This is a genomic window from Wolbachia endosymbiont of Drosophila leontia (assembly GCF_028981785.1).
GTDB classification, from domain to species: domain Bacteria; phylum Pseudomonadota; class Alphaproteobacteria; order Rickettsiales; family Anaplasmataceae; genus Wolbachia; species Wolbachia pipientis.
On sequence record NZ_JAPQLK010000080.1, the window covers coordinates 1 to 8,066 of the forward strand.

8 protein-coding genes, 1 tRNA gene and 1 pseudogene are annotated in these 8,066 nt (G+C 36.9%); 9 read left to right on the plus strand and 1 reads right to left on the minus strand.

Going from position 1 to position 8,066, the window contains the following annotated elements; translation table 11 throughout:
• A pseudogene (locus OZD63_RS06150) lies at window positions 1–646 on the plus strand (hypothetical protein); the annotation flags it as partial.
• A gap of 10 nt (window positions 647–656) precedes the next feature.
• On the opposite strand, the gene tkt reads toward OZD63_RS06150, so the two are convergent.
• Window positions 657–2,720: a transketolase gene (gene tkt, locus OZD63_RS02670; RefSeq protein ID WP_275008048.1), complete on the minus strand. Its 2,064-nt coding sequence runs from the start codon at window positions 2,718–2,720 to the stop codon at window positions 657–659.
• Between the two features lie 113 nt (window positions 2,721–2,833).
• On the opposite strand from tkt, the gene rpsD reads away from it, so the two are divergent.
• From rpsD to OZD63_RS02710, 8 genes are all read left to right on the plus strand, one after another.
• Complete coding sequence (gene rpsD / locus OZD63_RS02675) at window positions 2,834–3,448, plus strand: 30S ribosomal protein S4 (protein WP_274979989.1); 615 nt, start codon at window positions 2,834–2,836, stop codon at window positions 3,446–3,448.
• 9 nt (window positions 3,449–3,457) lie between these two features.
• Window positions 3,458–3,544 (plus strand) — tRNA-Leu (locus tag OZD63_RS02680).
• A 30-nt stretch (window positions 3,545–3,574) separates the two neighbouring features.
• On the plus strand, window positions 3,575–3,775 hold the full coding sequence (gene iscX / locus OZD63_RS02685) for a Fe-S cluster assembly protein IscX (protein WP_007552114.1): 201 nt from the start codon (window positions 3,575–3,577) through the stop codon (window positions 3,773–3,775).
• Between the two features lie 455 nt (window positions 3,776–4,230).
• The gene (locus OZD63_RS02690; protein ID WP_274979990.1) at window positions 4,231–4,572 is read left to right on the plus strand and encodes a DUF721 domain-containing protein; all 342 of its coding nucleotides are present in this window, start codon (window positions 4,231–4,233) and stop codon (window positions 4,570–4,572) included.
• A gap of 37 nt (window positions 4,573–4,609) precedes the next feature.
• Window positions 4,610–4,924 (plus strand): 50S ribosomal protein L28, encoded by a 315-nt coding sequence (gene rpmB / locus OZD63_RS02695; RefSeq protein WP_275008050.1) that lies wholly within the window; start codon window positions 4,610–4,612, stop codon window positions 4,922–4,924.
• Window positions 4,917–5,780, plus strand: coding sequence for a lipoyl synthase (lipA, locus tag OZD63_RS02700; RefSeq protein WP_274979992.1), 864 nt, complete (start codon window positions 4,917–4,919; stop codon window positions 5,778–5,780). The genes rpmB and lipA overlap by 8 nt, the downstream gene beginning before the upstream one ends.
• 60 nt (window positions 5,781–5,840) lie before the next feature.
• The gene (gene ubiE / locus OZD63_RS02705) at window positions 5,841–6,557 is read left to right on the plus strand and encodes a bifunctional demethylmenaquinone methyltransferase/2-methoxy-6-polyprenyl-1,4-benzoquinol methylase UbiE (protein ID WP_274979993.1); all 717 of its coding nucleotides are present in this window, start codon (window positions 5,841–5,843) and stop codon (window positions 6,555–6,557) included.
• A complete protein-coding gene (locus OZD63_RS02710) occupies window positions 6,554–7,669 on the plus strand; it encodes an FtsW/RodA/SpoVE family cell cycle protein (protein ID WP_274979994.1) in 1,116 nt (371 codons plus the stop codon). The genes ubiE and OZD63_RS02710 overlap by 4 nt, the downstream gene beginning before the upstream one ends.
• The last annotated feature ends 397 nt before the right edge of the window (window positions 7,670–8,066 follow it).

The window sequence follows — 8,066 nt, forward strand, 5'->3', positions numbered from 1 at the left end:
TTTTCTTTCTGCTACTCTCCAGTATTGGTCTAATTTTTTCAAATTGTTCTTTACTTATATCGCTTGGATAGCTTTTTTGCATAGATACACCTCTTTCTTAACTATGCTTATTTTACCTCATATTTTCGAGATCCTTAACAGGTTCTTAGATTTAACTACTAACGAAGAAATAAAAACTCTATTGCAACCAGCAGAAAAATCTGATGATGGTTCAGCGGGTGGATCATCGACAGATAGTGAAGGGGGTCAAGAGGAAGAGGAGGATTCAAATCAATCACAGAGAGAGCAAGACATCAATGGAGAAAAAGGAGCTGATGTACAAGACAAAGGTGTAAATCCTGTTGCTCCCACAGAACCTGCACAAACAGAAGAACAGCCGGGCTCTTTTTTTGGTAGTTTGTTTAGTATACTTATGAAGCCTTTTTCATTAGTTGCATCATTTTTTGGTGGTTTTTTTTCATGGTTGTTTGGGTCTGACACTGATGAATCTACATCACAAACCGATGCTGATGTTTCTTTACTTAAACCATCAAACGTAAAAAAGACTGATGAATCTGATATTCCCTTACCCACATCCAATCCATTAGACAAAGAAAATAACAATAATTATGATGCAATGAAAAGCCATGATGGGGTTATAGAGTAACGCAAGAGGTCTACTGAATATAAACCAGTTTCTCACACACACATTTTACTACGTGATCAGCACTGATATTAAAATGCTCATAGAGTGTTTTATAAGGTGCTGATTCTCCGAAGCTTTTCATGCCAATAAATATACCGTTTGAACCTATGTATTTATGCCAACCCATTTCACTTCCGGCTTCAATTGCAACTTTAATGCTGTCACTATTTAATATTGCCGCTTTATATTCATCGCTTTGCTCGTCAAAAAGCCTCCAGCATGGCATAGAAACAATCCTTATACCTATACCCTTTTCCTGCAATTTCTCCCTTGCTTCAACTGCAATTTCAACCTCGGACCCCGTAGCAAATATCGTCACTTTTAATTCTTTTGAGCATTCACACAAAATATATGCACCAAACTTTGATAAATTAGCAGATTGATCGATATCAGAGTAGAACTTGCGCATGTAACTTACGTTTTGCCTTGAGAGCGCAAACAGTGCTGGAGATTCTTTCTTTTCGAGTGCAATGCTAACACACTCCAGAGTTTCAACTGCATCGGCTGGCCTAAAAACATATAGATTTGGTATAGCACGCAAAGAGGCTAAATGCTCTATTGGCTGATGAGTTGGGCCATCTTCTCCCACTCCAATTGAGTCGTGAGTCATGACATACATAACCTGCTGCTTCATCAGAGCTGAAAGACGTATAGCAGGACGACAATAGTCGGAAAATACCAAAAAAGTGCCGCCATAAGGAAGAATCGCGCCGTGAAGTGCCATACCATTCATACATGCTGCCATAGCGTGCTCTCTCACTCCATAGTGGACATAAGAGCCACTATAATTATTGCTATTTATTACCTGCATGTGCTTATATTTAGTGCAATTTGACCCAGTAAGATCAGCAGAACCGCCGATTAATTCCGGCATAGACTCAGTTAAAAATTCCATTACTCTGCCGAAAGAAGATCGAGTAGCTTCGTTTGGCATTAGCTCACATATTTGTTTCTTCAGGTCAGCTAAAACACCAGCGATATTATCTGGTAGATGTTTATCTAACCGTCTTTGAAGTTCTGCATGATACCCTGTCATCCCAGCATTCTCTTCTGTCATCCCAGTACTCTCTCTTGTCATCCCAGTGCTTGACACTGGGATCCATTCTTTTTCTTCTTTCCTGGTCACGCGCTGGAATGACATCGTGTAGTTTTGTTTTGCTCTCTCAACAGTTTTCTTCCAGGCATTTTTCACATCTTCTGGTACATGGAATGGTTCATAATTCCAGTTTAATTTCTCTCTCATCTGTTTTATGTCTTCCTCCGAAAAGGCACCACCGTGAGCAGAGGATGTGCCAGCACGGCTTGAAAATTTTCCGATAATAGTTTTGCAGCAGATCATTGTAGGTTTACCAGACTTTTTTGCTTGCTCTATTGCAAAGGATATGGCATCAAAATCGTGGCCATCAATTTTGTCAACATTCCATCCATACGCTAAGAAGCGTTTCTCTACATCATCAGAGCAGGAAAGGCAAGTAGCGCCATCTATAGAGATATCATTATCATCAAAAAGAGCTATGAGCTTATTCAATTTAAGATGCCCAGCAAGTGATGCTACCTCATGGCTTATTCCTTCCATAAGACAGCCATCCCCTAGCATCACGTAAGTGTAGTGATTGATTCTGAATTGCTTTTTAAGGATTGATTCAGCAAGTGCCATGCCGACAGCAGCGGCAAACCCCTGACCGAGCGGGCCTGTTGTTGCCTCTACCCCGGAAGTCAAGCCGAACTCTGGATGACCTGGGGTCTTGGATCCCATTTGCCTGAAGTTTTTTAGCTCATCTATGCTAATATAACCCGTCAAATATAATATTGAATATAGTAACATTGACCCATGGCCGTTTGATAAAACAAAGCGATCTCTATTGAACCATTTAGAATCATCAGGATTATGATTCAGATATTTAGCAAACAAAACAGTTGCAACATCTGCCATGCCAAGTGGCATACCTGGGTGTCCAGAGTTTGCTTTTTGTACTGCATCAATTGATAAAAAACGGATGGCGTTTGCCATAGATTTTAAATGTGAATGATTCATGTGTTAATAGAAAAACTTAAAAATGAAGTATAAAAGATTATATCAGCAAAAACAAGTTGACACTGAGTGCTAAAATCCTTAATAATCTAAAGTTAAATCGTGAGAGTTTTTATATGACAACTGTTATCACTAGAAAGTATAGGATTAGCCGTAGACTTGGTGTAAATTTATGGGGTAGGGCTAAAGACCCAGTAAACAAAAGGAAATACCCTCCAGGTCAGCGTGGTGTTCTTGGATTCAAGAAGTTATCCGACTTTGGTAAGCAGTTTGCTGCGCATAAGAAATTTAAGTTTTACTATGCGATTTCAAGTAAGCAGCTCAGACGTACATTTTTAGATGCTTATAACAGAAAGGGTTATACGGCTGATAATTTTATCGGTATCTTAGAATCGAGATTAAGTTCTGTTTTATACCACTCTGGTCTTGTTCCAACGATTTACTCAGCAAAGCAGCTCATATCTCACAAGCACGTTACAGTTAATGATAAGGTGGTTAACATATCGAGTTATCGAGTGAAGCCAGGTGATATAATAAAAATAAGAGAAAGGGCAGCAAAAATCCCTGTAGTAGTAGAGGCTGAACAAAAACAAGAGCGCAAGGCTCCGGATTATTTAGAAGCAGATAGTAAAGAGCATTCAGTGAAGTATTTGAGGTCACCTCAATATTCTGAGGTTCCTTATTCAGCAGACATGGAAGTCAATTTAGTAGTAGAGTTTTACTCTAGATAGATAAAAAAAGCCCGTGTGGCGGAATCGGTAGACGCAGCGGACTTAAAATCCGTGGGTTTTGCGACCTTGGGAGTTCAAGTCTCCCCATGGGCACCAATTTAACTTAGCAGATAAATACAAAAAAGTATGAAATGGCTTGATATAGAAGATATTGTGGAAGCTCTGGAGGAAAAATTTCCAAATGAGAATATAATTAGTATCAGATTCACTGAGCTTAAAAAAAAGGTCTTGAGTTTAGAGGAATTTGATGATGATGAAAAACGCTGTAATGAAAAAATACTCGAAGCTATTCAAGCAGCTTGGATTGAGGAAAGATTAACCGCATAGCAATGAACCATACGCAAACGTGATTTCTATTACAATTTGCATATTGATTATGCTATTTTTTGGATCTAGCCTGGCAAGTTAATAATAATTTAACTAATTACAATTAAAACAGCTATAAGGTTAATTATGAGGCAAAGATGACAGCACAAAATTTGGTAAATGGAACGATCTTGGCAAGTGCTACGTTGAGATAAGTTTTGCATAAAAATACTGCTTTTACGGTGTGAGGCCAGAGGGTAGAGCCTTTGTAAAGCAGTTAGAAGGTTGTCATCTAAGTAGCGTGACCAGAGCTAGATTCCGCGAACACGCCGCGGAATGACGACTATGCAATATGCGTTGCGGAGTGACGATTATGGTCGTACCGTCACGGTATCTCACAAACATGTAGCAGTAATGACAAAATCTCAAGTTATATGTATACTTTTATATTATCTACCTACTAAAAAAACAGAAAAATGCTCAAACGTAGCGGTCCAAAAAAATTAAAGTCTATAATTGAAAATTATGCATTAAAATGCATGAAAAATAAGATTAGCAAAAATGAAATACGTCTGATTTTAAACTGGCAAAATATAGTAGGGAAAGAAATAGCAGAGTGTACAAAACCAAAAAAGATCTCATATGCACAGAATATAAATTCTGGTGTGTTGCATCTGGTAGTAACAAATGGCAGTAAAGCATTGGAAATTCAGCATGTGATTTCTCTTATAATAGAAAAAATTACGATATTTTTTGGCTATAAAGCAGTATATGGTATAAAAATTAAGCAAGAGAGTATTGACTATTTGACTATATAAGGTAATCTAAGTACATAGAATAATTTGGTATATTGAAGTGAGTAGAGTTTGTGAATTAACAAATAGAAAAAAATCTTTTGGTAGTAAGGTATCACATTCAAATCGTAAAACAAAGCGTACCTTTCTTTTAAATTTACATAAGGTTACGTTGACAAGTGATATATTGAGTAAAAAGTTTAGATTTCGTGTAGCAACAAGAACTTTGAGAACTATAGATTACAAAGGTGATTTGGATGCTTTTTTGCTCAACACAAGAACGATTAAACTAAGTGAGAAAGCGCAGAAGATAAAAAGAAAGTTGAAAAAAGTTTTAGTAAAGCAAGAGGTAGAGTTAGCCGTTTCAGATGCATAGTAAGCCTCCATGGCTTAGAGCAAAAGCTCCGACCGGTGAAGTATTCAATGAAACCTTGAACATCGTTAAACTGCATAACTTACATACGGTATGTGAAGAAGCTGCATGTCCAAATATTGGTGAATGTTGGAATAAACGTCATGCTACTGTGATGATTCTCGGTTCTGTTTGCACTCGTGCTTGTGCATTTTGCGGCGTTGCAACTGGCATTCCTGATAAACTAGACCCTCATGAACCAGAAAATTTAGCAAAAGCAATTAAAAAGTTAAACTTAAAACATGTTGTCATTACTTCTGTTGATCGTGATGATTTACCAGATGGTGGCGCAAATCAGTTTATACAGTGCATAGAAGAAATTAGAAAGATAACTTCAGAAACAACAATAGAGATTTTAACTCCTGATTTTTTAAATAAGAAAGGAGCATTTGAAGCAATTGCTGTTGCATCACCTGATGTCTATAACCACAATATTGAAACAGTGCCGAGATTGTATGCAAAAATAAGACCACGAGCTCGCTATTTTCATTCACTATATTTGTTGAAGATGGTAAAGCAGATTAATCCTAAAGTTTTCACAAAGTCAGGGCTTATGGTTGGTCTTGGAGAAACAAAAGAGGAAATACTTCAGGTTATGGACGATTTGCGCAGTGCTGAGGTTGATTTTATTACAATTGGTCAATATCTACAACCAACTCCAAAACATGCAAAACTTGATAGGTATGTTACCCCAGAAGAGTTTGAGCATTATAAATATATTGCTTACTCCAAAGGTTTCTTAGTGGTTGCATCAAGCCCACTGACTAGGTCATCATACCACGCTGAAGAAGATTTTAACAGGCTCAAGGCCTGTCGTTGACATTTGTGTTAATTCAAATTAATTTTTACTAATTATAAAGGAGTTGAGCGACTTTACGTAATGTCTACTATAAAAATCAAGAAGAAATCACAATTAGTTAAAGAGGTATTCGATTCCGTGGCAAGTCGCTACGACACCATGAATGATATAATGAGCCTCGGAATGCACAGATTATGGAAAGATAAGATGGTAAATAGTGTGCATTTTACAAAAAACTCTAAGGTTTTAGATGTTGCTGGAGGAACTGGAGATATAGCAATAAGAATAGTAAGAAAAGAGCCAAGTGCTAAGGTTACAGTATGCGATATAAATCAAAACATGCTAAACAGAGGACGTGATAAAGCTATAAATTCAAACCAAATTAATTTTGATTGGGTATGTGCAAGTGCAGAAAGTTTACCATTTGAAGACTCCGAATTTGATTATTGCACAATAGCTTTTGGCATTCGAAATGTTTCTGACCGCAAGAAGGCTTTAAATGAGGCGCACAGGGTGTTAAAACCACATGGGAAATTTATCTGCTTAGAATTTGCCCCTATGCACTATCAAAATGAGATATTTACCAAACTTTATGACTTATATTCGTTTAAAGTAATTCCTAAAATTGGCAGCATAGTTGCTAAAGACAAGAGTTCTTATGAATATTTAGTGAAGAGCATCAGAGAATTTCCAACTCAGGCTGATTTTAAAATGGAAATTGAAGAGGTAGGCTTTAAGAATGTTGAGTTTCATAATATGAGCTATGGAATAGTGGCATTACACATTGGAACAAAATGAATATTAAACTCTGGTATAGAACGCTGGATTATTATCTCATCCTTCCAGTGTTTTTTTTGCTCACTATAAGCTTCATTCTTGTTTATTCAGCAAGCCCTGTAATTGCGCAGCGTCTTTCTTTACCACAAGATTATTTTATACGGCGTCACACAATTTATATAGTCCTGTCACTAATTACCTTGGTGACATTTTCTTTTCTCAACACAAGAACTATACTTAACCTCTCATTCGCAGGTTTCGCTTTATTTACTATTCTAGTAGCAACTGCGATAATACTTGGTATAGAGGTAAAAGGTGCGAAACGATGGTTACATATTGTCAAAATTTCAGTTCAACCATCTGAGTTCGTAAGGCCATTTTTTTCTGTTGTTATAGCTAGTATCTTGGCCAGCGAAATGAAGTTTAAAATACACATATCAATCATAATATTTCTGTTAGTTTTTGTGTTGTTACTTTTGCAACCTGATTTCAGTATGTCTATGCTTTTAACATATTCTTTTATTGGTCAAATGTTTATTGCATGTATACCACTTTTATACTTTCTATGCATAATAGGAATGGCCACAACTGGAACTACAATAGCTTACTTATGCCTCCCACATATAAAGCAAAGGATTTACAATTTTGTCTTTTTTACGCAACGCGATAACTTTCAAGTCACAAAATCATTAGAAGCATTCAAAAGAGGTCAATTAACTGGAGTTGGACCTGGTGAAGGTAGCGTAAAAGCCTCTCTTCCTGATTGTCATACAGATTTTGTGTTTTCTGTTTTAGCAGAAGAATTTGGTTTGATTACGTGCTTAGCCACATTGATGTTATTTGGTATCATTTCCGCCCGCTTGCTTTACGTTGCATATAGGGAAAATGAATTATTTAATCTGTTAGTGATTCTCGGTATCTCAATGCAATTCATCACACAATTCATAATAAACATAGGGGTAACATTGAGTGTTTTTCCTACCACCGGCATAACCCTGCCGTTACTTAGCTATGGTGGTTCTTCTCTTTTATCTTCGAGCATCGCACTTGGCACAATGCTGTCTTTCAGTAGAAACCAAGCTATCGCATTAAAGTTTCGTGAGCGTGTTATGCTTGGAAGGTATATGGACTAAACTTGTACCGCTCACAACTATTATTGGTATCCCTCCAAAATGGGTATCTGTTCAGATGAGTGGCAAAATAAGGTAGACGAGAAAAGCAACTATAGGAACAAATGGGTGTCATGCAAGTAGCTGACACTGGTATCCAGTCCTTTTGCACAGTTCCATCAAAAACGTTGTAAAGCGCTTTCGTGTTTACCAACTTAGTGCCCAATCTGGATCCCAGACGGCTTTGTTGCATCGCTACTTATGAAAGGCTAACTATAGTTAGGATTATAAGTAACCTATTGAAAATCTTGTTTTTTTGCAATCAATCTGATCAAATTTAAGAATAGTAATTTATTATTTACATTAATAAATTTAATTCTATTGAAAATAGCTAAAGCATTGAAATTCTTGAATTTTAGCC